We start from the raw sequence: 24,434 nt of genomic DNA, 5'->3' as shown, positions 1-24,434 counted from the left end.
TACATTTTCTGCTTAGCTTATTGCTTAAATGAACGCGGCTTTTTCGGCAGCCGTCAGGCGGCGGGCGCTGACGGTAACGACAGGCATCGTGCTGTCGGCAGCCTGGGCGATCACGCTGCTGCTGGCGCTCACTTCCACGGTGTTTGCGCCGGCGGTGGCGAAGCTGGCGCCGATGGCGATGATGGCGGCGGCGACAAAGGTGATTTCCATGTTTTTCAGTGCGTGCATGATGTGACTCCTGGCTGGTTTGTTTCGTTGACTGCTGCTGGTATGGTGGTACTTTAGCCAACGGCCGCAAACAACGCCACCGGCTTGCGACCAGCGGCGAAAAACAGGGAGCGAACGGTGAAAAACAGGGACTGAAGCGCAGAGAATAGTTACAAAGCGTCCTTGACGAGACGCCCCAGGCGGCCGATAGCCTGCTCGATGCGCGGCGTCCACGCATTGCCGCAATTGAGGCGCAGATAATTGCCGAACTTGCCCGAGGCCGAGAACAGCTGGCCCGGCATATACGCCACGCCGTCCGCGATGGCCTGGCCATGCAGGGCCAGCGCATCGACTTGCGGCGGCATCTGCACCCACAGCACGAAACCGCCCTGCGGCTCGGACAGCATGCAGTCCGCCGGAAAGCTGGCCGCCACGGCGTCGGACATGCGGGCGATGCGCTGCACCAGGGTGCGCCGCATCTTGCGCAGCTGCTGGTCGTAGCTGCTGCCCTCCAGAAAATCGGCCAGCACGGCCTGGAAGAAATGGCTGGTGGCGCCGCTCGACACGGTTTTCAGCAGGGCCACTTCCTGCGCGAAACGCCCGGCCAGCACGTAACCGACGCGCGACGCGGGCGTGATGGCCTTGGAAAACGAAGAGCACAACAGCACATTGCCGCTCGTGTCGTAAGCCTTCACGGGCCACGGGCGCTGCGGCGCAAAGCACAGGTCGCCATATACGTCGTCTTCCACCAACGGAATATTGAATTCCGACAGCAGCCCTGCCAGCCGCTTCTTGTTTGCTTCCGGCATGACGCAACCCAAAGGATTATTCGCGTTCGGCACGAACAGGCACGCTTGCACGAGGCCGGCGCGCAAGGCCAGTTCCAGCGCGTCGAGCGACGGCCCCGTCTTCGGGTCGGTGGGAATTTCCAGCGCCTTCATGCCCAGGCTTTCGATCATTTGCAGCAGCACGAAATACGTGGCCGACTCGATGGCGATGGTGTCGCCCGGCCTGGCGACGGCGCGCAGGCACAGGCTGATCGCTTCCGTGCAGGAATTCGTCACGACGATCTCGTGCGGGTCCAGCTTGCCCCAATCCAGCGCGCGGCGCGTGACCTGGCGCAGGAAGTTGCCTTCGCTGACGTCGTAGCAGCTGACCTTGCTCAATAAAGCGGGTTCGCGCCGCGCCACCGCGCTGATGGTGCGCTGCATGCGCTTGATGGGCAAAATCTCGTCGGGCGGCCAGGCCGTGCCCAGCTGCACGATATTCGCCGTTTCGTTGTCCTTCAGCACGCGCATCAACAGATTGTTGATGCCGACAAAGGCCGGCTCCTTCAAGTGCTGGGCGTCGGCACTGCAGGGCCGGCGCGGCGCCCGGTGGCGCACGAAATAGCCGGACTGGGGCCGCGCATCGACTTGCCCCCGGTCTTCCATCAGGCGCAAGGCTTGCATCACGGTACTGATGGAAATGCGCTTTTGCTGTGCCAGGTGGCGGATCGACGGCAGGCGGTCGCCGGGCGCGAACACGCGCGCGTCGATCAGCGCGCCCAGCTCGTTGGCCAGGTGCTCGTACAGATTCAAATGCGCGCTCATGTTCATCCCTTCAGTATGCGGCGGCCGCGCGGGGCCGGCACAGATACAGTTGCCCGCTTTTTTGATAAGCACAGTCTACGGCGAAGTGTACTGTATTCATCACAATTTCGATTTCCTGCATCTGTCATGGTTCACGGCAAGCGCCTAAGCTGTTCCTGTCAGCACAACAGGAGCGACGCCATGCATACCGACCACGAATTACGCAGCGAACGGCCCTTGCGCCTGGAAAAAGGGCGCGCCAAGGTCATCGAATGCCTGTCCGGCACGGCGTGGATCACGGCCTACGCCCAGTTCGAGGATTGCGTGCTGCGCAGCGGCGAACGCTACACGATACCGAATGACGGCCTGGTGCTGGTCGAAGCCGTGGGCAGCGGACACATCCGCGTGCATGGCACTGCCGCACCGCGCACCGCCCTGCTGCGCTGGCTGAACCTGGCACTGCCTCACACCTTGAATATTAGGAATACATGACTCAAGCACCACCACTGCGCGTCCTCGTCACGGGCGCCGCCGGCGTTATCGGCACCGTTTTCTGGAAGAGCCGGCACGGGGAATTCTCCCTGCGCCTGGCCGACCTGCACACAGGCAAGCTGGCCGAAGCCCCCTGCCCGTCCATGCAGCTCGACGTCAGCGACTACGCCGCCTGCCTGGCCGCCTGCACCGATATCGACGTGGTGCTGCACCTGGCCGGCGTGCCGCACGCCAGCGCCGATTTCGATGCGCAATTGCTGCAACCGAATATCGTCGGCACGCACAACATCTTCCGCGCGGCACAGGCGCAGGGAGTGAAAAGAGTGGTCTTCGCCAGCAGCGCGCAAGCCATCGAAGGCTATCCGCTCGATGTACAGGTGCATGAGCACATGCCGGCGCGGCCGGCGAACATGTATGGCGCCAGCAAGGCCTTCGGCGAAGGCGTGGCCTCCGCATTCGCCCACCAGCATGGCATGACGGCGATCGCCGTGCGCATCGCCAACGTGGCGCAGTTTGAGAAAGGTCAACAACACAGCGCGCGCGACATCGCCGCCTTCATCAGCGAGCGCGACGTGGTGCAATTGCTGGCCCGCTGCATCGCCGCCGACGTGCCGCCCGGCTACCACGTCGTGCATGGGGTGTCGGACAACCGCTACAAACGGCTGTCCATTGCGGCGACGCGCCAGCTGGTGGGCTACGCGCCGCAGGATGACGGTTTTAGCTTGCTGGGCTTGTAGCGTCAGCCCTTGCCGGCTGGCTTGCCCGCTTTTCTGTCCAGTTCGCGCAGCCACGCCAGTTTATCGGCTATTTTACTTTCCAGGCCGCGCGGCACGGGCTGGTACCAGCCCGGTTCCGCCATGCCGTCCGGAAAATACGTTTCACCGGCCGCATACGCATCGGGTTCATCGTGCGCGTAGCGGTAGGCGTGGCCGTAACCCAATTCCTTCATCAATTTCGTCGGCGCATTGCGCAAATGCACGGGCACTTCCTTGGACTTGTCCTTCTTCACAAACGCCATGGCCGTGTTGAACGCGTTGTAGCCGGCGTTGCTTTTCGCGGCAATCGCCAGGTAAATGACGGCCTGGCCCAGCGCCAGCTCGCCTTCGGGCGAACCGAGCCGTTCATACGTTTCCGCCGCATCATTGACCATGGTCAAGGCACGGGGGTCGGCCAGGCCGATGTCTTCCCAGGCCATGCGCACGATGCGCCGCGACAGGTAGCGCGGGTCCGCGCCGCCGTCGATCATGCGGCAAAACCAGTACAGGGCCGCGTCCGGGTTCGAGCCGCGCACGGACTTGTGCAGGGCGGAAATCTGATCATAGAAATTGTCGCCACCCTTGTCGAAGCGGCGTGAATTGAGGGTCAGCGCATTATCGACGAAGGCTGCGTCGATCTTCGTCGTGCCCGTCGAGCTGGCGGCTGTCTCGGCCTGTTCCAGCAAATTCAGGAAGCGGCGCGCATCGCCATCCGCATAGCCGATCAGGGTGTCGGCCGCCGCTTCGTCGAAGGTCAGGTGCGTCAGCGCCGTGCTTTGCGCCTTGGCCAGCAACTGCTTCATCTCGTCTTCGTTGAGCGATTTCAACACATACACTTGCGCGCGCGACAGCAGCGCCGAATTGACTTCAAAACTGGGGTTTTCCGTCGTCGCGCCGATGAACGTCACCAGGCCCGATTCGACGAAGGGCAGCAAGGCGTCCTGTTGCGATTTATTAAACCTGTGGATTTCATCGACGAACAGCAGGGTGTGCTTGCCGAACTGGTCCAGGCTGTGGCGGGCCTGGTCCATGGCTGCACGGATATCTTTTACGCCAGCAAACACGGCCGACAGGGCGATGAATTCGCTGTCGAAGGCGTTCGCCATCAGGCGCGCCAGGGTGGTCTTGCCCACGCCGGGCGGCCCCCACAGAATCATCGAATGGGCCTTGCCCGCCTCGAATGCCAGGCGCAGCGGCTTGCCCACGCCCAGCAGGTGCGTCTGGCCGATGACTTCGTTCAGGGTGGCCGGCCGCAAGGCTTCAGCCAGCGGCTGGCGCGGTGCGGTGGAAAAGAGATCCGCCATAATGAGTTACCTAATAAGAATGCAAAAGCCCCGCATTGCTGCGAGGCCGGCTCATACGCAAGGCGCGACAGTCTTAATTATTAATGACGTCGGCGCCCTTGGGCATGACAAATTTAAAGTGATTGGCCGAAAGCGCCGGATTCTTCTGGAAGTTCTTGAACGCCAGCACCGAGGTCTGACCGAACGAATCGCGCAATTCCATCGCTTCCGGCACGCCGTTGCGCAGGCCGATGGTGATTTCGTCGAAGGTCGTATCCTTGGCTTTCGGCGTCGCTTTCAGCCATTCCAGGCCATCGCGCGTGCCCGCCTCGGCCAGGGTGAAATTCTTTTCCAGGTCATTGCTGCCAAACAAGATGGCCGCCGGCGAGGAGCCGAGCGCGTCGCCCAGTTTCTTCACCGTGACCTGGCTCAAGTCCTTGTCGTAGATATACAGCTTGTCGCCATCCGCCTGCAGCAGCTGCTCGTACGGTTTCAGATACGTCCAGATGAACTTGCCCGGACGGGCAAACTCGAACGTGCCGCTGGCCGGCGTCGACACTTTCGCCTTGCCGCTGGCGTCCGCCTTCTTGACTTGCCGCTGCACGAACTCGCCCTTGGCCGATTTGGTGCCGGCCGCAAAGCTCTTGAATTGCTCCAACGCGCTGGCCGAGGCGCTGGCCGCGAACAGCAGGCTGCAGGCAACGCTGGCCGCGCCGATCATCATTTTTGCTGCGAAAGTATTGCTTTTCATTCTTTACCCTTGTTCGGCACTTGCCGCCGGCACCAGGATTTCCCGGTTGCCATTGGATTGCATGGTTGATACCACCCCGCTCTGCTCCATCTGTTCGAGCAGACGGGCGGCGCGGTTGTAGCCGATGCGCAAATGACGCTGCACCAGCGAAATCGAGGCGCGGCGGTTTTTCAGCACCACCGCCACCGCCTGGTCGTACAGGGCATCGGCCTCGCCGCCGCCCTCGCCCGGCGCGCCGCCTTCGGCACCGTCGCCTTCCAGGGTGCCGCCTTCGAGGATGCCCTCGATGTAATTCGGTTCGCCCTGCAGCTTCAGATGGCTGACAACGCGGTGGACTTCCTCATCGGACACGAACGCGCCGTGCACGCGCATCGGCAAGCCGGTGCCGGGCGGCATGTACAGCATGTCGCCCATGCCCAGCAGGGTTTCCGCGCCCATCTGGTCCAGAATGGTGCGCGAATCGATCTTCGACGAGACCTGGAAGGCGATACGCGTCGGAATGTTGGCCTTGATCAAGCCCGTGATCACGTCTACAGATGGGCGCTGCGTGGCCAGAATCAAGTGCAAACCGGCGGCACGGGCCTTTTGCGCGATACGCGCGATCAATTCCTCGACTTTTTTACCCACCACCATCATCAGATCAGCCAGCTCGTCGATGATGATGACGATGGTCGGCAGTTTTTCCAGCGGCTCGGGCGAATCCGGCGTCAGGCTGAACGGATTCGGGATGTGTTCCTCGCGCTTTTTCGCGTCGGCAATCTTCGCGTTGTAACCGGCCAGGTTACGCACGCCCATCTTGCTCATCAGCTTGTAGCGGCGTTCCATCTCGTTCACGGCCCAGTTCAGCGCGTGGCCCGCCTGGCGCATGTCGGTCACGACGGGCGCCAGCAAGTGCGGGATGCCTTCGTAGACGGACATTTCCAGCATCTTCGGATCGATCAGGATCAGGCGCACGTCGAGCGGGTCGGATTTGTACAGCAGCGACAGGATCGTCGCATTGATACCCACGGATTTACCGGAACCGGTGGTACCGGCCACCAGCAAGTGGGGCATTTTCGCCAGGTCGGCCACGACGGGCTTGCCGGCGATATCTTTGCCCAGCGCAATCGTCAGGCTGGACACGCCATCGTTGTAGACCTTGGAGCCGAGGATTTCCGTCAGGCGCACGATCTGGCGCTTGGTATTCGGCAGTTCCAAGGCCATGTAGTTCTTGCCGGGAATGGTTTCCACGACGCGAATCGACGTCAGCGACAGCGAACGGGCCAGGTCGCGCGCCAGGCCCACGATCTGGCTGCCTTTGACGCCCGTGGCCGGTTCGATTTCATAGCGCGTCACGACAGGGCCGGGGTAAGCGGCCACTACCTTCGCATCCACGCCAAAGTCGGACAATTTCTTTTCGATCAGGCGGCTCGTGAATTCCAATGTTTCCACGGAAACCGTTTCCACCACGGGCGGTGCCTCGTCGAGCAGCGACAAGGGCGGCAGCTTGCCGTCGCCGGGTGTTTCAAACAGATGGGCCTGGCGTTCCTTTTCCACGCGCTCCGATTTCACGACAGTGACCACTTGCGGCTCGATTTTGACGGGCGGCGCGGCCACGTGCTTTTCCACGTGCTTGGCCCGCTCGATGACCACCACTTCGTCGCGGCGCACGGCGGCCACTTCGCCCTGGCGGCGGTCTTCGCGGTCCTGGTAGCGCAGCACGAACCAGTTGAAAACGTCTTCGATGGCGCCGCCGATGCGTTCGGCCACTTGCAGCCAGGACACATGGAAGAACAGGCTGAAACCCAGGCCGAACAGCAGCAACAGCAATAAAGTGGCGCCCGTAAAACCGAACGCCACGTGGGCCGAGTGCCCCACCAGCTGGCCCAGCACGCCGCCCGGATCGCGCGGCAGCTGCACGTGCAGGCTTTTCGCCATGCGCAGGTATTCGAGGCCCATGCTGCCGATCAGCATGATGGAGAAGCCGACGATGCGGATCAGCATCTCGACATGGTGCTCGCGCTCCACCTCTTCCTCTTCCAGCAGGAAGCGCTTGCTCAGGCGGCGATAGCCATGCCACACCGTGCGCAGCAGCCACACGCACCACCACCAGGCGGAAAAACCGAAGATATACAGCAACAGGTCGGAAAAGGTCGCACCGAGCTTGCCGCCCAGGTTGGCGACCTTGTCGACGTTGGTGGCGTGCGACCAGCCCGGGTCGAGCTTGTTGAAGCTGGCCAGGATCAGCACGAAATACAAGGCAAACGCGGCCAGCGCGAACCAGCGCGCCTCGGACAACAGCCGCACCAGCCGGTTGGGCAGGGGCCGGCGTTCGACCGGTTTTCGGGTGTAGCTATTTTGATTGGCCTGGGCTGGTTTAGTCATTCTGGGAAGCGCTGCAAGGTGAAAAATGTTTCTGAAAGGGAATTTCCCATAATAAGGAAGTATTCTAAGCCATATATGCCCCGGACGGCCCCACGATTCGTCGCTACAGGCGGCTTGGTCTATAATCGTGGATTGCTTGCGCAAGCGCAATACGTCCTTGTTCTTCGCGCGTATGCCCCCAATTCGGATAGACCCCACTCATAGAGAAGCCTCCCATGACCACTACCAAACACGCCCGCGTTTTGATCCTCGGCTCCGGCCCAGCCGGCTACAGCGCCGCCGTCTACGCCGCCCGCGCCAACCTGAACCCGATGCTGGTCACCGGCGTGGAACAAGGCGGCCAGCTGATGACCACCACCGACGTGGAAAACTGGCCAGGCGACCCGATGGGCGTGCAAGGTCCGGACCTGATGCAGCGCCTGCTGCAGCACGCCGAGCGTTTCAATACGGAAATCGTGTTTGACCACATCCACACCACCTTCCTCAATGAAAAGCCGATCCGCCTGAAGGGCGACAGCCACGAATACACGTGCGACACGCTGATCATCGCCACGGGCGCATCCGCACAGTACCTGGGCTTGCCGTCGGAAGCGGAATTCATGGGCAAGGGCGTGTCCGCCTGCGCCACCTGCGATGGTTTCTTCTACCGCAACCAGGAAGTGGCCGTCGTCGGCGGCGGCAATACGGCCGTCGAGGAAGCGCTGTACCTGTCGAACATCGCCAATAAAGTCACCTTGATCCACCGCCGCGACAAGTTCCGCGCGGAAGCAATTTTGATCGACCGCCTGAACGCCAAGGTTGCCGAAGGCAAGATTGTGTTGAAATATAACCACACCCTGGACGAAGTAACGGGCAATGAAGGCGGCGTGACGGGCTTGAACATCAAGTCGACCATCGACGGCAAGGTCGAAGCATTGAGCGTGCACGGCGTGTTCATCGCCATCGGCCACAAGCCGAACACGGGCATCTTCGAAGGCCAGCTGGACATGCACAACGGCTACATCAAGACCAAGACGGGCCTGGAAGGCATGGCCACCGCCACCAGCGCGCCGGGCGTGTTTGCCGCCGGCGACGTGCAAGACCATATCTACCGCCAGGCCATCACCAGCGCCGGCACGGGTTGCATGGCAGCACTGGACGCCCAGCGCTACCTGGAAGGCCAGGAGTAAGCGTCGCATGGCGTCGATGAAAGACTTTGCCGACCTGAAAGCGGTCAGCAAGCAGCTCAAGGAGCAGGCGGACGCGCGCGCGCAAGCTGCGGCGGAGCGCGTCCAGCAATCCAAGGTGCAGGCCGTGGAAAGCAATCTGTTCAAGGCCAGCATCGGCGGCGTCAAGCGCCTGCCCGAGTCGGACCGCTACGTGCCCAGCCTGCCCAAGGCGGGCGCCATGGCGGCCCAGCAGCCGGCCCGCAAGCTGTCGCCGGAAGAGGACGATGCGGCCGTGCTGCGCGAATCGCTGTCGGACTTGTTCGAAGTCGACCATTACCTGGAAAACGATCCGGCCCTGAACTACGCCCGCCCCGGCGTGGGACCGGACGTCGTGAAAAAGATGCGCAAGGGCCACTGGCCCATCCAGGATGAGCTGGACTTGCACGGCTTGCGCCGCGACGAGGCGCGCGACGGCATCGGCGCCTTCCTGAACCAGGCCACGCGGCGCAAGCTGCGCTGCGTGCGCGTGATCCACGGCAAGGGTTTCGGCTCGAAAGGCCAGGAACCGGTCTTGAAATCGATGGTGCACAGCTGGCTCGTGCAAAAGGATGAAGTCATCGCCTTTTGCCAGGCGCGCCGCTCGGAAGGGGGCGATGGCGCCCTTGTCGTGCTGCTCTCCGCGGCGCTGCAGCCCATCCGCTAGCCCTAGCAGCAAGAAATTACAATTCAGTAACAAGTTACACCCCGCACACGGCCCCGTTTGTCACCATTCGGGGCCGTGTCATGTTAACCTGTGACAATTATTTCCTGCTTAGCGTCTCGCGCACGCGCTCCACCCATGATGCCACCCCAACTGCCGCCTGGCTCGCTGATCAAGATCATTGAGGTCATCGCCATCCTGGTGGGCGCATTTTCCGGCTTCATCGAAGCGCGCCGCAAGCGCATGGACCTGGTCGGCGTATTCGTCGTGGCCTTCATCACGGCATTCGGCGGCGGCACCCTGCGCGACATCCTGCTCGACAAGCGGCCCCTGTTCTGGGTTTCGCACCAGGAATACGCGATTTTGATCTTCGTGCTGGCCCTGACGGCCGCACCCCTGATCCAGCATTTGCGGCAAATCGTCTCGGAACGCCTGATCGTCATCGCCGACGCCATCGGCCTGGGCATGTTCGCCATCGCGGGCGTGGCCGAAGCCATGCGCGCCGGCATGCCGATCTTTATTGCCTCGATGATGGGGGTGATTACGGGAATTTTCGGCGGCGTGATGCGCGACATCGTCTGTAACGAAGTGCCGATGGTGTTTCGCGACGGCAAACCGTATGCCATCTGCGCGTTTTTCGGCTGCTGGGCTTATTTATTGCAGATGCACTTCGGCGCCGAGCACGACTTCGCGCTGTGGACCAGCGCCAGCGGCATCACGATTCTGCGCCTGATATGCTGGAAATTCGACATGCGCCTGGGGCGGTAAAGCGCAATCCAACAACTTTGTTGGCTCAGCAGCGTCGGCTTACGCGCTGGCGCGCTAACCCGACCTACGGCCAGATAAGCGATACATCGCGTAGGTCGGATTAGGTCTGAAGGACCGTAATCCGACAACATTGTTGACCCAGACTTACACCGCGTCCGGACCCGTTTCACCCGTGCGGATGCGGATGACTTGTTCCACGTTGCGCACGAAGATCTTGCCATCGCCGATCTTGCCCGTGCGGGCCGCCTTGATGATGGCGTCGACCACCAGTTCCGACACGCTGTCGTCCACCACCACTTCGACTTTGACTTTCGGCAAGAAGTCGACCACGTACTCGGCGCCACGGTACAGCTCGGTATGACCCTTCTGACGGCCAAAGCCCTTCACTTCCGTCACGGTCAAGCCCGTCACATTCACATCGGCCAGGGCTTCGCGTACTTCGTCAAGCTTGAATGGTTTGATGATGGCGGTAATCTGTTTCATGGCTACTCCTTAAAATTGTTGGATTGTGGACAGATGGCTGCTTATTCGTAGAATTTCGAGGTAATCGGGTAACGCCAGTCGCGGCCGAAGCCACGGTGCGTGACGCGGATGCCCACCGGTGACTGGCGCCGCTTGTATTCATTGATCTTGATCAGGCGCGTGATTTTCGCCACGTCGGCCGGCGGGTAGCCAGCCTCGATAATGTCGGCGATCGGCCGATTTTCTTCCATGTACAGCTGCATGATGCCGTCGAGTATTTCATACGGCGGCAAGGAATCCTGGTCCAGCTGGTCGGCGCGCAGTTCGGCCGACGGTCCGCGCGTCAGGATGCGCTCGGGAATCACATCCGACACGCCGTTGCGGTACGCACACAGACGGTACACGAGCGTCTTGGCGATATCCTTGATCACGGCAAAGCCGCCCGCCATGTCGCCGTACAGGGTGCAATAGCCAACGGCCATCTCGCTCTTGTTGCCCGTCGTCAAGACGATGCTGCCATGCTTGTTCGACAGGGCCATCAGCAAGGTGCCGCGGATGCGCGCCTGGATATTCTCTTCCGTCGCGTCTTCCGCCAGTCCCGCGAACTCCTCGGCCAGGGTCGCGCGGAAGGCGTCGAAAGTTTGCTTGATCGGAATTTCATCGTAGCGCACATCGAGGCGTTTTACCATGTCGCGCGAGTCGATCCACGAGATATCGGCCGTAAATTGCGACGGCATCATGACGGCGCGCACCTTGCCGGCGCCCAGCGCATCGACGGCGATGGCCAGGGTCAGCGCGGAATCGACGCCGCCCGACATGCCGATCAACACGCCGGGAAAACCGTTCTTGCCTATATAGTCGCGCACGCCCAGCACCAGCGCCTGGTACACCTGCGCTTCCGTCGTCAACGGTGCGGCCAGCGCCTGCGGCACGGGCGTGGCGCCGTCGAACTCGACGAGCTGCAAGTCTTCCTCGAAATGGCGCAGCTGGGCGCAAATCGTGCCGGCCGCATCCATGACGAACGAGTCGCCGTCGAAAATCAGCTCATCCTGGCCACCGACCAGGTTGGCGTAGACGAGGGCCATGCCTTGCGCGCTGACGTTCTTGCGCATGGTTTCATAGCGCAGATGCTGCTTGTTCATGTGGTAGGGCGAGCCGTTCGGCACCAGCAGCACTTGCGCGCCGGCCGCGCGGGCGCGCATCGGTGCGTGCTCGAACCACGTGTCTTCGCAGATATTGATGCCGAAACGCACGCCCTTCACGCCAAACACGAAAGCCTGGTCCGACGACGTAAAGTAACGCTTTTCATCAAATACGGTGGTGTTCGGCAAGTCGTGCTTGCGGTAGGTGCCCAGCACTTCGCCGTTCAGCAACACGGAGGCGGCATTGTGGCGCACGCCCTTCTCGTCCTGCAACGGCAAGCCCACCACCACGTGCAAATCCTTGAACTGGGCCAGGTCGGCAGCCAGTCCCGCAAACGCTTCCTGCGTTTTTGCGTAGAATGCATTGCGCAGCAACAGGTCCTCGGGTGGATAGCCGACCAGCGACAGTTCCGGCGTGAGCACGATATCGGCACCCGCCTCGAACGCGCGGCGGGAAAGGTCGAAGATCTTGGCACGGTTGCCGGCCAGATCGCCGACCGTACTATTCATTTGAGCAATTGCGACTTTGACTGTCATGATGATGATGGATATTTCGTTCTATTAAACAAGACAGGGGCGCGCAGGCCGATGGCGGCGCCCCGAGAGTGATGAATGCACACTACAACAATGAATTATCGCACGGCTGTCGTCACTACCCTGGCTGAAATTGGCGAAGCGGCCTGGTCTGAACTGCTGGCAAGCCAGGCGGACGCCAAGGCGGAGGCCACTCCCTTCCTTTCCTACGCCTTTTTGCACGCGCTGCACGAGTCCGGCTGCGCCAGCGCGGACACGGGCTGGCAACCGAATTACCTGGTGCTGTGGCAAGGCGAGGCACTGGCCGCCGCCCTGCCCCTGTACCTCAAAACGCACTCGTACGGCGAATACGTGTTCGACTGGGCCTGGGCCGATGCATATCAGCAACATGGCCTCGAATATTACCCGAAACTGCTGTCCGCGATACCGTTTACGCCCGTCAGCGGCACGCGCTTGCTGGCCCGCGATGGCGAGGCGCGCGCGGCCCTGCTGGCCTTCCTGCAGACCCAGCAGCAGGCCAGCGAGGTGTCGTCCTGCCACATCCTGTTCCCGCCGGAAAGCGAAGCGCGCCAGCTGGAGGAAGCCGGCTACCTGATGCGTAGTGGCGTGCAGTTTCACTGGCTCAATCCCGGCTACACGGATTTCGAGCAATTCCTCGCCACCCTGGAACACAAGAAACGCAAGAATATCCGCGCCGAGCGGCGCAAGGTACAGGAAGCGGGCGTGACCCTGCGCCAGGTGCGCGGCGTCGATGCTGTTGATGCCGACTGGAAGCTGTTCCACCGCTGCTACAGCAATACCTATGCGGAACACCGGTCTTCCCCCTACCTGTCGCTCGACTTCTTCCAGCGCATCGGTGCCAGCATGCCGCAAAACATTTTATTGGTGATCGCCGAGCGCGAAGGCCGGGCCATTGCCGCCTCGCTGGTGATCCACACGGCCGACACTTTATATGGCCGCTACTGGGGCGCGCTCGAACACGTGCCTTGCCTGCATTTCGAGACGGCGTATTACCAGCCGCTGGAGTTTTGCATCGCCAACGGCATCGCTACCTTCGAAGGGGGCGCCCAGGGCGAGCACAAGATGGCGCGCGGCTTCCTGCCGCAAAAGACCTGGTCCGCCCACTGGCTGGCGCACCCGGCCTTTGCGGACGCCGTGCAGCGCTTCCTCGAGCGCGAACGGGGCGGCATCGACGCCTACCTCGATGAATTGAACGAGCACAGCCCGTTTCGCGCATAAAAAAACGCTCCCGGCCATCGCTGGCGGGGAGCGTTTTTTAACTGGTGCAGTTAGGCTTTTGCAGCATCTGCCTTGTAGGCGGCAACGCCGCCCAGGATTTCTTCCTTGGCCACGTCAGGACCATACCAGCCGTCGATCTTGACCCATTTGCCTTTTTCCAGATCCTTGTAGTGCTCAAAGAAATGCTGGATCTGGCGCAAGCGCAGTTCGTTCAGATCTTCCGGCTTTTGCCAGTGGCTGTAGATCGACAGGACCTTGTCGACTGGCACAGCCAGCACTTTCGCGTCTTCGCCCGACTCGTCGGTCATTTTCAGCACGCCGATAGGACGGCAGCGCACGACCACGCCCGGGATCAGCGGGAACGGGGTGATGACCAGCACGTCGACCGGGTCGCCGTCCGGCGACAGGGTGTTCGGCACGTAGCCGTAGTTGCACGGGTAATGCATGGCGGTACCCATGAAGCGATCGACGAAGATCGCGCCGCTTTCCTTGTCGACTTCGTACTTGATCGGATCGGCATTCATCGGGATTTCGATGACGACGTTGAAATCGTTCGGCAGATCGCGGCCGGAAGAGACGTTATTCAAACTCATGGGGTTCCTCATTAGCGGATTGTGTTTTAACCGCGCAATTATAGCGAAGTACAGGCAGCTTGTGCGATGCAGCAGCGGCCCGCCGGCGTTTTGCGCGTCCAGCCAGCAACAGTGCCATGCACGGCCCGCCGACACGCGCAGCCTGCCAGCGAAAGAATAAACAGGCGGCCCAAAATAATAAGTAAAAACACGTAAGTAATACTACGCTCACACCTGAATTAATATCTGGAATATCTGCGTATTTTCATTTCAATATCACCATACGGCAAACATGGTTATTATAATCGGCATTGCATTTATTGCAGCCACTTATAACAACAATTTCATTATCATGCATCCGGCGATGTCTTCACATAATGACGCGGGCGTTTCAACATGCTTCGCCGAACGCCCACCCAGCCCGGCAATCTCCTCTTCCAGCATAATATTTGCTCTTATTTGAAGAGTTTATTTGATTCAAATGGCGATCCCGCCAAAAAATGGCACTACCAGAAGACAATCATCAATTCTGATAAACTATAACATTCTGGTGATTCCAAACTTTGTATATTCTGCAATCGACGCCTTCCCTGAATTCAATATGGCGCATCACGCGCCACCGATAAATCCTTGCAAAAAGGAATATGATGATTCCCTCTTTCCGGCCCGGTCCTTTATTAAAGGTCACCGGCGTTATTTTCATTCTGTTTGGCCTCGCCCTGCTGGGCGGCGGCATCTGGCTGGCCACGCTCGGCGGCTCGTGGTACTACTTGCTGGCCGGCATAGGCATGCTGATCGCCGGCGTGCTCGTCTTCAAAGGCAAGCGCAGCGCGCAACCGTTCATGGCGCTGCTGCTGCTCGCCACCCTGATCTGGTCCCTCATTGAAGTGAAATTCGACTGGTGGCAATTGCTGCCGCGCCTGGACATCTGGTTTGCCGCCGCCGTCTGGCTGCTGCTGCCCTTCGTCAGCCGCCGCCTGGCCCCACCCGCCTCCGCAAAACAGCCGCAGGCGGGCAAGACGGCCCTCTCCGCCGCCGTGGCCCTGACCGTCATCGCCGGCGTCATCGCCCTGTTCCAGGATTACCACGACCTGCATGGCGACGTGCCGGCCGAAAACATGGCCGCCACCGCCTCCGGCGATTTCGCGCCCGGCGTCGAGCACAACGACTGGTCCGCGTATGGCCGCTCCGGCTATGGCGACCGCTATGCGCCGGCCGCGCAGATCACGCCGGCGAATATTTCCGGCCTGAAAGAGGCCTGGACCTATCACACGGGCGACTTCAAGGGGCCGAACGATCCGGGCGAGATCGCCAACGAAGTCACGCCGCTGAAGGTCAATGACATGCTGTACCTGTGCACGCCGCACAACATCGTCATCGCCCTGAACCCGGACACGGGCAAGGAAATCTGGCGCCACGATCCGAAGATCAACCGCGACGCGGCCAGCTACCAGCACATGATCTGCCGCGGCGTCGCCTACTGGGACGTCAACGCGGGCCGCGCGAAGAACAATCCGGCCCCCGAAGCGGCCGGCATGGAATGCCCGCGCCGCATCCTGGCGCCGACCATGGACGGCACCATGATCGCCGTCAATGCCGATACGGGCGAGTCGTGCAAGAGCTTTGGCAACAACGGCGTCGTCAACCTGTATAAAAACATGGCCATGATCAAGCGCGGTTTCCTGATGCCAACGTCGCCGCCGGCCGTCTCGCAGAAAATGGCCGTGATCGCCGCCAGCGTGACGGACAACCATTCGACGGAAGAGCCATCGGGCGTGATCCGCGGCTACGATCCCGTCACCGGCAAGCTGATGTGGAACTGGGACCCGGCCACGCCGGAAGATACGGCGCCTTTCCCTGAAGGCAAGAACTACACCAACAACTCGCCCAACTCGTGGGGCGTGGCCAGCATCGATGAAAAGCTGGGCATGGTCTACATTCCGATGGGCAATGAAACCCCCGACACCTGGGGCGGCAACCGCAACAAGAATGGCGAGAAATTCAACAGCGCCATCGTCGCGCTGGATCTGGCGACGGGTAAAGTGCGCTGGGTCTACCAGACCGTGCACCACGATATCTGGGACATGGACATCGGCGGCCAGCCGAGCCTGGTCGACATCGACACGCCTAAGGGTAAAGTGCCATCTGTTGTTGCCACGACGAAACGCGGCGACATCTACGTGATCGACCGCCGCGACGGCAGCCTGGTCGTCCCGGCGCCGGAAAAACCCGTGCCGACGAGCAATCCTGCCGCCGGCGACACCCTGTCGCCCACGCAGCCGTTCTCGGCCCTGACCTTCTTGCCAGAACGCAATATCAGCGAAGCGGACATGTGGGGCACCACGCCGTTCGACCAGCTCGCTTGCCGCATCATCTTCAAGGAACGCCGCTATGAAGGCCCGTTCACGCCGCAAACGGCCGGCAAGGGCGCCGTCATCTCGCCGGGCCCGCTCGGCATCTTCGAATGGGGCGGCGCGGCCATCGACCCCGTACGCCAGTTGCTGATCGTCAACCCGGACTACATGGGCTTCCTGGAAAAACTCGTGCCGCGCGCGGAAACGACGGCCAAGGGCGGCACCGGTGGCGAAATGGGCTTGCAGCCGCAGACGGGCGTCCCGTTCGCCGTGGAAATCAAGGCCTTCCTGTCGCCGCTGGGCTTCCCATGCCAGGCACCGCCGTGGGGCTATGTGGCCGCCGTCGACCTGCGCACCATGAAAAAAGTGTGGATGCACAAGAACGGCACCACGCGCGACAGCGGCCCCGTGCCGATTCCGTTGCCGCTGGGCGTGCCCAGCCTGGGCGGCATGGTCACCACGGGTGGCGGCGTGACCTTCCTCAGCAGCACGCTCGACTACTACATCCGCGGCTACGACGTCAGCAACGGCAAAGTGATCTGGAAAGCCCGCTTGCCGGCCGGCGGCCAGGCTACGCCGATGAGCTATGTGTCGAACAAGTCGGGACGCCAGTTCGTCGTCGTCATGGCCGGCGGCCACGGTTCGCTGGGCACGAAGATGAGCGACACCCTGGTCGCGTACGCCTTGCCCGAAGGCACTGCCGTACCGAAGAAGTAAAGCTCGAAGAAGTAAATTAGCAAGGTAGCAGCGCAAAAAAAGCCGTTCAGTCTGCACTGAACGGCTTTTTTACGTCTGGAGAAATGGCTTACAAAACGGCTTACAGGATGGTGGCCAGCGCGCACTGCCGGTAATGGGCGGCAGCCTGTTCCGTCTGCTGCAGGGCGTCGTGCATCTGCGCCAGCTTCAGATGGGCGTCGCGCACCATTTGCGGCTCGTTCGCGTCCGACAAAGCCTGCTCCAGGTGGCGCTGGGCCTTGCCCCACAGTTTTTGCTTGAGGCACAGAGTGCCCAGGGTCAACGCCAGTTCCGCATCCAGCGGACGCTGCTTCATCCATTGCTCGCAATGCTCGATCTGCAGCAGCAAGGCCGGCGTGCCGCTTGGCGCCGCCGCTTCGCGGTAGGCGCGCACGACGCGCTCGTCCCAGTCGGCGGCCAGCGATTCTTCGCACACGAGGCGCGCTTCATCGTGCAGGCCGCGCGCATTCAGGGCCGTGGCGGCGCGGCAGGCGATGTACGGCTTGACGCGGTCGGCGCCTGGCACGGTGGACCATACGCGCATCAGCGATTCGGCGTCATGCGATTGGTCCGACAGCAGATGGTCGTAGGCCAGTTCGCGCAGGCGCGACGACAGGGCCGGATGCAGGGCGCGGTGCTTGTCGAGCGAACGCACGAGGCGCAGCACTTCCGGCCAGTTCTTCGCCTGCTGCTCGGCCTTCAGCGACCATTGCAGCGCATGGATATGGCGCGTGCCGCTGGCATTGAGTTCGCGCACGGCCGCCAGGGCCGCTTCCGGCTGGTGATCGTCGACCAGCAATTCCGTCACCGTCATCAAGCGGGCCGTTTTCAGGCTGGCGTCGCCTTCGACGCGCGACAGCCAGCTGTCGCGGCGCTCGGACTGGCGCATGCGGTGCGCGGCGCGCGCGCCGATCAGCGCGGCCAGGCCGGCATTCTCTTCCAGCTCGGCGGCGCGCAACGCAGCCTTCTCGGCATGGCCGAAACGGCCTTCGAACAGGGCTTTCAAGGCTTCGCGCAAGCCCTTGTTGCCGTCGCGCTCACGCTTGCGCTGGCGGTAGGCGGCCACTTGCGCCGGCATGCGCACGGTGGCGCGCACGGCGCGCACCAGCAGGTACAGCAGCACGAACAGCACGACCTGCAGCAACAGGAAGAAATTCAGCGACAAATCGATGCGGTATGGCGGATAGAACAGCACCACGTTGCCGGGATTGAAACGGGCCGTCACGGCGATACCGATCGCCGCAGCCATCAGGGCGAGTAACCAGAGAAATAGACGCATGGGCTCAGGACTTCGCTTTGTAGTTGCGCACAGCCGTCAGGCTGTCGGACAAGGTTGGCATTTCGATGGCCAGGTTGCTGCCCTGCACCTGGCGCAACAGGGCTTGCGCCGTCTGCGTGCTCTTGGCGCGGGTGTCGAAATACTTGGCCAGCGCATCCTGCGCGGCGATCAAATCGTTGCGGAACGCCGTTTCATTGCGCGACAACAAGGCCATGCGGGCATTCAGCAGGCGCAACTTGACGTTTTCGCGCAAGAAATACGATTGCGTCGGCGACAGCATCAGCGCTTCCGGCGTATCGACGCGGCGGATGCGTATCAATTGACGCACGTCGGCCCACATGTCGCCGCTCCAGGTATTGAAGCCGTCGCGCACTTTTTGCAGCAGCGGTTCCGGCGCAGGCGGCCCCATCAGCTTGCCGCTCGCATCGCGCACGGGCTTGGCCTTGCCCGGCTTTTCCGGCGCGGCCGGCAAGGCCGGCGTTTCGTCGGACAGCATCGGCAGGGAATCGACCTGGGCGATCACGGCGTCGAGGCGCAGGGCCACGCCCGTCGAATCGACGCTGGGCAGAGCCTTGAGTTTTTCCATGTCGCGCCCGATGGCGCGGCGGATGGTGATGAATTGCGGCTTGTCGGAACGCGACAGGCTGCGGTCCGCGTTTTGCAGAGCGATCAGCGCGCCGGGCACGTTGCCGGCCAGTTGCAGTTGCTGGCTGGCCGTCGACAGCACCTGCTCGATTTCCGTCAGCGCCCACTCGTCGCGGTTCTTCGACAAGTCGTTGTACAGTTGTTCCAGCGCAAGCTGCTGGCTTTGCGTTTCGCTCTGGCGGTTTTCCAGCGCGCCCACCTTGATTTGCAGCTCTTTCGTGCCTTCTTGCACGTTGCGCGCCAGCACGCCCGTTTCGGCATTGCTGACATCGCCTTTTTGCAGGCGCTTGGCCACTTCTTCGCGCAGGTTGCGGATCTGCTTGCTGGTCGACCAGCTTTGCGCAGCCAGCAGCACGGCCAGCACAATGACGGCGATGCTCATGGGCTTTTGCAGCTGTTCCAGCAGGGTCGGCGCGCGGCCGGCAGGTTGGTCGGCCGCCTGCGGCGCCGTCTTCACGGCGCTGCCAGGCGTTGCATTCGGTTCGGAGAGTGTAGGCATTTCGTTCATGGTCGTGATTGTAACGCGGCGAGCACTCCTGCGTCGCCTGATCCTGTCAAGGTGACTCGGGCAAAACCCAGGGCCGCCGCCGTTTGTGCAATGCGGGCGTGCGGCACGATCAGATGCTGCTGTTGCATTTTCACAACAGCCGCCTTTTCAGCATCCATTTCGCCCAGTAGCGCCAGCAAGCCGCGCAGCGCTTCCGAGCTGGTGATGATCCAGTCATTATTATGCTGCAACAGGTTTTCCAGGGTCGCCCGCAAGGCCGGCGTCAGCCTTGGCACCTTGCGGCGGTAGGCAGTGACGAACTCGACTTCGGCGCCGGCCGCGCGCAAGCCGTCGGCCAGGTAATCGCGCCCGCCATCGCCGCGCACGATCAGCACGCGCTTGCCGCGCAGGGCCGGCAAGTCCAGCGCCAATAATAAATGTTCGGAATCGCTGCGCGCCGTGTCCAGCGGACTGGTGATGGCCGCGTTGGCCTGCGTGACGCCATGCGCCGCCAATGCCATCCGGCTGCCCTCGCCCACCACGGCCAGCGGCAGGCCCGATGGCCAGGCGGGCAAGTGCGCAAAGACGCAATCGATGGCGTTGGGCGAGACGAACGCCACCAGGTCGTAGTCCGCCAGGCGCGCCAGCACGGCTTGCAGCCGCGCGCATTCCTCTGCGCCGTCAAGCGCGTGGATTTCCAGCAGCGGCAGCAGGGTCACGGGCAAGCCCAGCGCCGCGATGCTGGCGGCCAGCGGCCCCGCTTGCGCCGCGGGCCGCGTGATCACCACGGTGTCAGGCATGCGGCGCCAGGCCTTCATGGTTGTCCGGGGTGACGGCGCACGAGGCGAGGATGCCGGCGGCATCTTGCCCGCGCAGCAATTCGGCCACTTGCTCGCCCAGCTGTTCCGGCGCGCCGGCAGCACCTTCGAGCTCGGCGCTGGCCATGCGCGCGCCGTCCGGCGTGGCGACCATGGCGCGCAAGCGCATCTGCTCGCCCTCGACGGTGGCGAACGCGGCCAGCGGAATCTGGCAGCTGCCGCCGAAAATCTTCGACACCTTGCGCTCGGCCGTGACGGCTTGCGCCGTGGCCGTGTGGTTCAGCGGCGCCAGCAGGCGCACCATGTCGGCGCCGTCCGCGCGTCCGCTGCGGATCTCGATCGCCATGGCGCCCTGGCCGGCGGCCGGCAAGCTGTCTTCCGGCGCCAGCACGGCGCGGATGCGCGACGCCAGGCCCAGGCGTTTCAGGCCGGCGGCGGCCAGGATGATGGCGGCGTAGTCGCCACGGTCCAGCTTGCCCAAACGCGTATCGAGGTTGCCGCGCAGGGGCAAAATCGTCAGGTGCGGATAGCGCGCGGCGATCAGCGACTGACGGCGCAGGCTGCTGGTGCCGACGACGGCGCCATGCGGCAGCTCGGCCAGGCTGGCGTAGTCGTTCGACACGAACGCGTCGCGCGGGTCTTCACGCTCGAGGATGGCGGCCAGGGCAAAGCCTTCGGGCAACTCCATCGGCACGTCTTTCAGCGAATGCACGGCCAGGTCGGCGCGGCCTTCTTCCATCGCCACTTCCAGCTCCTTGACGAACAGGCCCTTGCCGCCTACCTTGGACAAGGCGCGGTCCAGAATCTGGTCGCCGCGTGTGGTCATGCCGAGAATTTCGACGCTACACTGCGGATACAGGGCGGCCAGGCGGGCGCGCACGTGTTCAGCTTGCCACATGGCAAGACGGCTCTCGCGCGTGGCGATCACCAGGCGGGCAGGAATATTCAATTCGTTCGGGGTCAATTCGGATGCTTTCAAAACAAGTTCTTTCGCTGTGGCTGTCGTTGTCATTATCGTTGCCATTTCGCCCGTCTGATATCAATTTTGTATCGGGTGGCGCCTGGCGTCGCTATAATCGTTATCGCTTAGCCTAGAAGGCCAAGTCAGGCTAGCGTCCATGTTGAAGACCACAAATTTTATCATGCGCCCCCTCCCCTCTGCGGCCAAACGCCCGGTGCGATCCACATTCCCTTGCTTTTACACTTACTTTGGTTCTTTATTATGCTCAATGACGCAGTAGCACCAGAAATAGTCCCGGCGGCCGGCTCCGACAAGGACGCGCCGCTGAAAGAAGACATCCGCCTGCTGGGCCGCCTGCTGGGCGACGTGCTGCGCGAACAGGAAGGCGACGCCGTCTTCAATGTGGTGGAAACCATACGCCAGACGTCCGTGCGCTTCCGCCGCGAAGCGGACGCGGGCGCCGCGCTGGAACTCGACGCCATGCTCAAGGAACTGAGCCGCGAACAGACGATTTCCGTCGTGCGCGCCTTTTCCTACTTTTCGCACCTGGCCAACATTGCGGAAGATCAACACCACATCCGCCGCCGCCGCGCCCACCTGCTGGCCGGCTCGCCGGCGCAAAAAGGCAGCGTCAGCTTCGCGCTGAGAAAACTGCGCCTGGCCGGCGTGCCGCGCAAGACGGTCGACACCTTCTTCCAGGACGCCCTGATCGCCCCCGTGCTGACGGCCCACCCGACGGAAGTGCAGCGCAAGAGCATCCTCGACGCCGAGCACGACATCGCCCGCCTGCTGGCCGAGCGCGACTTGCCGCAGACGCCGAAAGAGCGGCACGCCAACATGCAGCTGCTGCGCTCGCGCGTCGCCACCTTGTGGCAGACGCGCATGCTGCGCTACTCGAAGCTGACGGTGGCCGACGAGATCGAGAATGCCCTGTCCTACTACCGCATCACCTTCCTGCGCGAACTGCCGGGCCTGTATGACGACATCGAGGACGATATCGCCGCCGAGTACCCGAACGGCGACGGCACGATCGAGCCGATCAACGCCGCCTACGTGCAGATGGGCAGCTGGATCGGCGGCGACCGTGACGGCAACCCGAACGTCAACGCGGGCACCATGCAGCACGCGCTGGCGCGCCACGCCACCACCATCCTCGACTTTTACCTCGACGAAGCGCACGCGCTGGGCGCGGAATTGTCCGTCTCGACCCTGATGGTGGGCGTGAGCGCCGAACTGCAGGCGCTGGCCGACCAGTCGCCCGACGCCTCGCCGCACCGCAGCGACGAGCCGTACCGCCGCGCCCTGATCGGCATCTATGCGCGCCTGGCCGCCACGGCCCGCGCGCTGGGCGCCACCAACATCCTGCGCAAGGAAGTGGGCGCCGCGGCCGCCTACCCTGACGCGGCCGCCTTCGTGGCCGACTTGCGCACCATCGTCGCCTCGCTCGAGTCGCACCACGGCGCCGCCCTCGTGCGCCCGCGCCTGGCCACCCTGGCGCGCGCGGCCGACATCTTCGGTTTCCACCTGGCGTCGCTGGACATGCGCCAGACGTCCGACGTGCATGAACGGGTGCTGGCCGACCTGTTCGCGAAAAGCGGCGTGGCCGCCGATTACACGGCCCTGTCCGAGGAAGACAAGCAGGCACTGCTGCTGAACGAACTGGCCCAGCCGCGCCTGCTGTACTCGCCCTACATCGCCTACGCGGCGGAAACGGATTCCGAACTGGCGATCCTGCGCGCGGCGCGCGACATCCGCCAGCGCTACGGTGCGCGGGCCATCCGCAATTACATCATCTCGCACACGGAAACCGTGTCCGACTTGCTGGAAGTGTTGCTGCTGCAAAAGGAAACCGGCTTGCTGCGCACCGACTGGAAGGCGGGAGGCGAAGGCGACAGCAGCTGCGAGCTGATGGTCATCCCCCTGTTCGAAACGATACCCGACCTGCAGCGCGCGGCCGGCATCATGAGCCAGGTCATGGCCTTGCCTTTGGTCAAGCAATTGATCGCCAAGCAGGGACAGTTGCAGGAAGTCATGCTCGGCTATTCCGATTCGAACAAGGATGGCGGCTTCCTGACGTCCAACTGGGAACTGTACAAGGCGGAACTGGCATTGGTGGCCGATTTCCGGAAGGCCGGCGTCAAGCTGCGCCTGTTCCATGGCCGCGGCGGCACGGTGGGCCGTGGCGGCGGCCCCAGCTACGAAGCCATCCTGGCCCAGCCGCCGGGCACCGTCAACGGCCAGATCCGTCTGACGGAGCAAGGCGAGATCATCGCCTCGAAGTTTTCCAACGCGGAAATCGGCCGGCGCAACCTGGAATTGCTGGTAGCCGCCACCCTGGAAGCGAGCCTGGCGCCGCAGGAAGCCAATCCGGCCCGCAACGGCCAGCTGGCGCAGTTCGAAGCCGTGATGGCGCAGCTGTCGGACCTCGCCTATCACGCCTACCGCCACCTCGTATATGAAACGCCGGGTTTTACGGAATATTTCTTCTCGGCTACGCCGATCGCGGAAATCGCCGAGCTGAACCTCGGTTCGCGCCCCGCCTCGCGCAAGGCCAACCAGCGCATCGAAGACTTGCGCGCCATTCCCTGGGGCTTTTCCTGGGGTCAGTGCCGCTTGCTGCTGCCGGGCTGGTTCGGCTTCGGCAGCGCCATCGAAGCGTGGATCAACGAGGCCGACGGCGCCGCGAAAGATGAAAAAATCGCCACCCTGCGCGCCATGTACGCCGAATGGCCATTCTTCGCCACCCTGCTGTCGAACATGGACATGGTGCTGGCCAAGACGGACCTGGCGATCGCCTCGCGCTATGCGGAACTGGTGGCGGATCAGGGCTTGCGCGAACGCATCTACAAGCGCATCACGGACGAGCACGGCAACACCCTGCGCTGCCTGGAGCTGATCACCGGCAACACGGAACGCCTGGCGGGCAATCCGCTGCTGGCCCGTTCGATCCAGAACCGCTTCGCCTATCTCGACCCGCTGAACCACTTGCAGGTGGAGTTGATCAAGCGCAACCGCGCCCTGTCGGCGGAAAGCCGGATCGACGAAAGGGTGCACCGCGGCATCCAGCTGTCGATCAATGGCGTGGCGGCCGGCCTGCGCAACACGGGCTGATCGCGCCACCTTGCCATCGGCAAACAGGGCCGGCACCGCAAGGGCCGGCCCTTTTG

The 24,434-nt window shown here is 62.6% G+C and carries 20 protein-coding genes; 8 read left to right on the top strand and 12 right to left on the bottom strand.

Going from position 1 to position 24,434, the window contains the following annotated elements:
• Positions 1 to 24: 24 nt before the first annotated feature.
• The gene (locus tag BZG29_RS09980) at positions 25 to 228 is read right to left on the bottom strand and encodes a hypothetical protein (RefSeq protein WP_077401812.1); all 204 of its coding nucleotides are present in this window, start codon (positions 226 to 228) and stop codon (positions 25 to 27) included.
• A 149-nt stretch (positions 229 to 377) separates the two neighbouring features.
• Entirely contained in the window at positions 378 to 1,799 is a 1,422-nt protein-coding gene (locus tag BZG29_RS09975; RefSeq protein WP_077409042.1) for a PLP-dependent aminotransferase family protein, read from the bottom strand.
• Positions 1,800 to 1,979: 180 nt separating this feature from the next.
• Here BZG29_RS09975 and BZG29_RS28090 point away from each other — a divergent pair, with 180 nt between their 5' ends.
• Positions 1,980 to 2,270, top strand: coding sequence for a DUF2917 domain-containing protein (locus BZG29_RS28090; protein ID WP_077401809.1), 291 nt, complete (start codon positions 1,980 to 1,982; stop codon positions 2,268 to 2,270).
• Positions 2,267 to 3,007 carry an NAD(P)-dependent oxidoreductase gene (locus BZG29_RS09965; protein WP_077401806.1) on the top strand — a complete coding sequence of 247 codons (741 nt, stop codon included), beginning with the start codon at positions 2,267 to 2,269 and terminating at the stop codon, positions 3,005 to 3,007. The genes BZG29_RS28090 and BZG29_RS09965 overlap by 4 nt, the downstream gene beginning before the upstream one ends.
• Positions 3,008 to 3,009: 2 nt before the next feature.
• Here the strand turns inward: BZG29_RS09965 and BZG29_RS09960 are convergent, their stop codons facing one another.
• The 3 genes from BZG29_RS09960 to BZG29_RS09950 form a co-directional block, all read right to left on the bottom strand.
• Positions 3,010 to 4,329, bottom strand: coding sequence for a replication-associated recombination protein A (locus BZG29_RS09960; RefSeq protein ID WP_034758659.1), 1,320 nt, complete (start codon positions 4,327 to 4,329; stop codon positions 3,010 to 3,012).
• Between the two features lie 73 nt (positions 4,330 to 4,402).
• On the bottom strand, positions 4,403 to 5,059 hold the full coding sequence (lolA, locus tag BZG29_RS09955) for an outer membrane lipoprotein chaperone LolA (protein ID WP_035826475.1): 657 nt from the start codon (positions 5,057 to 5,059) through the stop codon (positions 4,403 to 4,405).
• Between the two features lie 3 nt (positions 5,060 to 5,062).
• Positions 5,063 to 7,423 carry a DNA translocase FtsK gene (locus tag BZG29_RS09950; protein WP_077401803.1) on the bottom strand — a complete coding sequence of 787 codons (2,361 nt, stop codon included), beginning with the start codon at positions 7,421 to 7,423 and terminating at the stop codon, positions 5,063 to 5,065.
• Positions 7,424 to 7,638: 215 nt separating this feature from the next.
• Here BZG29_RS09950 and trxB point away from each other — a divergent pair, with 215 nt between their 5' ends.
• The 3 genes from trxB (at position 7,639) to BZG29_RS09935 (ending at position 10,039) form a co-directional block, all read left to right on the top strand.
• Entirely contained in the window at positions 7,639 to 8,592 is a 954-nt protein-coding gene (gene trxB / locus BZG29_RS09945; RefSeq protein ID WP_034758671.1) for a thioredoxin-disulfide reductase, read from the top strand.
• A gap of 7 nt (positions 8,593 to 8,599) precedes the next feature.
• Complete coding sequence (locus BZG29_RS09940) at positions 8,600 to 9,274, top strand: Smr/MutS family protein (protein WP_077401800.1); 675 nt, start codon at positions 8,600 to 8,602, stop codon at positions 9,272 to 9,274.
• Between the two features lie 135 nt (positions 9,275 to 9,409).
• Entirely contained in the window at positions 9,410 to 10,039 is a 630-nt protein-coding gene (locus BZG29_RS09935; protein ID WP_034786156.1) for a trimeric intracellular cation channel family protein, read from the top strand.
• 144 nt (positions 10,040 to 10,183) lie between these two features.
• On the opposite strand, the gene BZG29_RS09930 is transcribed toward BZG29_RS09935, so the two are convergent.
• Together BZG29_RS09930 and BZG29_RS09925 are read right to left on the bottom strand one after the other, a co-directional pair.
• Positions 10,184 to 10,522: a P-II family nitrogen regulator gene (locus tag BZG29_RS09930; RefSeq protein WP_077401797.1), complete on the bottom strand. Its 339-nt coding sequence runs from the start codon at positions 10,520 to 10,522 to the stop codon at positions 10,184 to 10,186.
• 41 nt (positions 10,523 to 10,563) lie between these two features.
• Entirely contained in the window at positions 10,564 to 12,180 is a 1,617-nt protein-coding gene (locus BZG29_RS09925; protein ID WP_077401794.1) for an NAD+ synthase, read from the bottom strand.
• Positions 12,181 to 12,270: 90 nt separating this feature from the next.
• Here BZG29_RS09925 and BZG29_RS09920 point away from each other — a divergent pair, with 90 nt between their 5' ends.
• Positions 12,271 to 13,416 (top strand): GNAT family N-acetyltransferase, encoded by a 1,146-nt coding sequence (locus BZG29_RS09920; protein WP_077401791.1) that lies wholly within the window; start codon positions 12,271 to 12,273, stop codon positions 13,414 to 13,416.
• A gap of 50 nt (positions 13,417 to 13,466) precedes the next feature.
• Here BZG29_RS09920 and ppa read toward each other — a convergent pair whose 3' ends face one another.
• Positions 13,467 to 14,009: an inorganic diphosphatase gene (gene ppa / locus BZG29_RS09915; protein WP_070225002.1), complete on the bottom strand. Its 543-nt coding sequence runs from the start codon at positions 14,007 to 14,009 to the stop codon at positions 13,467 to 13,469.
• 623 nt (positions 14,010 to 14,632) lie between these two features.
• Here ppa and BZG29_RS09910 point away from each other — a divergent pair.
• Positions 14,633 to 17,059, top strand: coding sequence for a membrane-bound PQQ-dependent dehydrogenase, glucose/quinate/shikimate family (locus BZG29_RS09910; RefSeq protein ID WP_077401788.1), 2,427 nt, complete (start codon positions 14,633 to 14,635; stop codon positions 17,057 to 17,059).
• 100 nt (positions 17,060 to 17,159) lie between these two features.
• Here the strand turns inward: BZG29_RS09910 and BZG29_RS09905 are convergent, their stop codons facing one another.
• The 4 genes from BZG29_RS09905 to hemC are packed head-to-tail and all read right to left on the bottom strand — an operon-like array spanning position 17,160 to position 21,204.
• Positions 17,160 to 18,326, bottom strand: coding sequence for a heme biosynthesis protein HemY (locus BZG29_RS09905; protein WP_253192892.1), 1,167 nt, complete (start codon positions 18,324 to 18,326; stop codon positions 17,160 to 17,162).
• A 34-nt stretch (positions 18,327 to 18,360) separates the two neighbouring features.
• Positions 18,361 to 19,509, bottom strand: a complete 1,149-nt coding sequence (locus BZG29_RS09900) for a uroporphyrinogen-III C-methyltransferase (RefSeq protein WP_077401782.1) — start codon at positions 19,507 to 19,509, stop codon at positions 18,361 to 18,363.
• Positions 19,506 to 20,288 carry a uroporphyrinogen-III synthase gene (locus tag BZG29_RS09895; RefSeq protein WP_077409041.1) on the bottom strand — a complete coding sequence of 261 codons (783 nt, stop codon included), beginning with the start codon at positions 20,286 to 20,288 and terminating at the stop codon, positions 19,506 to 19,508. The genes BZG29_RS09900 and BZG29_RS09895 overlap by 4 nt, the downstream gene beginning before the upstream one ends.
• The gene (gene hemC, locus BZG29_RS09890; protein ID WP_253192891.1) at positions 20,281 to 21,204 is read right to left on the bottom strand and encodes a hydroxymethylbilane synthase; all 924 of its coding nucleotides are present in this window, start codon (positions 21,202 to 21,204) and stop codon (positions 20,281 to 20,283) included. Before hemC ends, BZG29_RS09895 begins: the two co-directional genes overlap by 8 nt.
• A 324-nt stretch (positions 21,205 to 21,528) precedes the next feature.
• On the opposite strand from hemC, the gene ppc reads away from it, so the two are divergent.
• Positions 21,529 to 24,378 carry a phosphoenolpyruvate carboxylase gene (ppc, locus tag BZG29_RS09885; protein ID WP_077401776.1) on the top strand — a complete coding sequence of 950 codons (2,850 nt, stop codon included), beginning with the start codon at positions 21,529 to 21,531 and terminating at the stop codon, positions 24,376 to 24,378.
• Positions 24,379 to 24,434 lie beyond the last annotated feature (56 nt).

The sequence above is a fragment of the Janthinobacterium sp. LM6 genome (assembly GCF_002002885.1).
GTDB classification, from domain to species: Bacteria; Pseudomonadota; Gammaproteobacteria; order Burkholderiales; family Burkholderiaceae_D; genus Janthinobacterium; species Janthinobacterium kumbetense.
This window is presented reverse-complemented; position numbering and strand designations above follow the sequence as displayed.

Bases quoted from the DNA above. Each gene is read 5' to 3' on its own strand.
- trxB (WP_034758671.1), top strand. From the start codon at position 7,639: ATGACCACTACCAAACACGCCCGCGTTTTGATCCTCGGCTCCGGCCCA.
- ppa (WP_070225002.1), bottom strand. From the start codon at position 14,009: ATGAGTTTGAATAACGTCTCTTCCGGCCGCGATCTGCCGAACGATTTC.
- ppc (WP_077401776.1), top strand. From the start codon at position 21,529: ATGCTCAATGACGCAGTAGCACCAGAAATAGTCCCGGCGGCCGGCTCC.
- BZG29_RS09900 (WP_077401782.1), bottom strand. From the start codon at position 19,509: ATGAACGAAATGCCTACACTCTCCGAACCGAATGCAACGCCTGGCAGC.
- BZG29_RS09935 (WP_034786156.1), top strand. From the start codon at position 9,410: ATGATGCCACCCCAACTGCCGCCTGGCTCGCTGATCAAGATCATTGAG.
- BZG29_RS09960 (WP_034758659.1), bottom strand. From the start codon at position 4,329: ATGGCGGATCTCTTTTCCACCGCACCGCGCCAGCCGCTGGCTGAAGCC.
- BZG29_RS09910 (WP_077401788.1), top strand. From the start codon at position 14,633: ATGATGATTCCCTCTTTCCGGCCCGGTCCTTTATTAAAGGTCACCGGC.
- lolA (WP_035826475.1), bottom strand. From the start codon at position 5,059: ATGAAAAGCAATACTTTCGCAGCAAAAATGATGATCGGCGCGGCCAGC.
- BZG29_RS09925 (WP_077401794.1), bottom strand. From the start codon at position 12,180: ATGACAGTCAAAGTCGCAATTGCTCAAATGAATAGTACGGTCGGCGAT.
- BZG29_RS09965 (WP_077401806.1), top strand. From the start codon at position 2,267: ATGACTCAAGCACCACCACTGCGCGTCCTCGTCACGGGCGCCGCCGGC.
- BZG29_RS09895 (WP_077409041.1), bottom strand. From the start codon at position 20,288: ATGCCTGACACCGTGGTGATCACGCGGCCCGCGGCGCAAGCGGGGCCG.
- BZG29_RS09940 (WP_077401800.1), top strand. From the start codon at position 8,600: ATGGCGTCGATGAAAGACTTTGCCGACCTGAAAGCGGTCAGCAAGCAG.
- BZG29_RS09905 (WP_253192892.1), bottom strand. From the start codon at position 18,326: ATGGCTGCGGCGATCGGTATCGCCGTGACGGCCCGTTTCAATCCCGGC.
- BZG29_RS09920 (WP_077401791.1), top strand. From the start codon at position 12,271: ATGAATTATCGCACGGCTGTCGTCACTACCCTGGCTGAAATTGGCGAA.
- BZG29_RS09930 (WP_077401797.1), bottom strand. From the start codon at position 10,522: ATGAAACAGATTACCGCCATCATCAAACCATTCAAGCTTGACGAAGTA.
- BZG29_RS09980 (WP_077401812.1), bottom strand. From the start codon at position 228: ATGCACGCACTGAAAAACATGGAAATCACCTTTGTCGCCGCCGCCATC.
- BZG29_RS28090 (WP_077401809.1), top strand. From the start codon at position 1,980: ATGCATACCGACCACGAATTACGCAGCGAACGGCCCTTGCGCCTGGAA.
- BZG29_RS09950 (WP_077401803.1), bottom strand. From the start codon at position 7,423: ATGACTAAACCAGCCCAGGCCAATCAAAATAGCTACACCCGAAAACCG.
- BZG29_RS09975 (WP_077409042.1), bottom strand. From the start codon at position 1,799: ATGAGCGCGCATTTGAATCTGTACGAGCACCTGGCCAACGAGCTGGGC.
- hemC (WP_253192891.1), bottom strand. From the start codon at position 21,204: ATGTGGCAAGCTGAACACGTGCGCGCCCGCCTGGCCGCCCTGTATCCG.